The organism is Marinobacter iranensis, assembly GCF_029207565.1.
In the GTDB taxonomy this organism is placed as follows: domain Bacteria; phylum Pseudomonadota; class Gammaproteobacteria; order Pseudomonadales; family Oleiphilaceae; genus Marinobacter; species Marinobacter iranensis.
Genome location: NZ_JANCMW010000125.1, coordinates 1 through 276 on the forward strand (window position 1 = coordinate 1; position 276 = coordinate 276).

Below are 276 nucleotides of genomic sequence, written 5' to 3' on the forward strand. Positions count from 1 at the left end.
GATCGCGCTCGCCGGCATGCCGGCGGTGGCGATGGCCTATGTCAGCGAGGAGATCGAGCCCCATTCGGTGGGACCGGCGATGGGATTGTACATCGCCGGAAGCGCGATCGGCGGCATGGCCGGGCGGCTGGGGGTGAGCCTGCTCACCGAACTGATCGACTGGCGCTGGGGCCTGATCGGCGTCGGGCTGATCGGGCTGGCCATGGCCGAGGGCTTTCGCCGCCTCGCGCCGCCCTCGCGGCGTTTCGTGCCCCAGCCCGTCCATCCGGGCGCGGT

Annotated in this window: 1 protein-coding gene; it reads left to right on the forward strand. The window is 72.1% G+C overall.

Annotation, left to right across the window (positions count from 1 at the left end; translation table 11 throughout):
• On the forward strand, window positions 1–276 hold a 276-nt coding region (locus tag NLU14_RS21710; protein ID WP_338040819.1), incomplete at both ends, for an MFS transporter.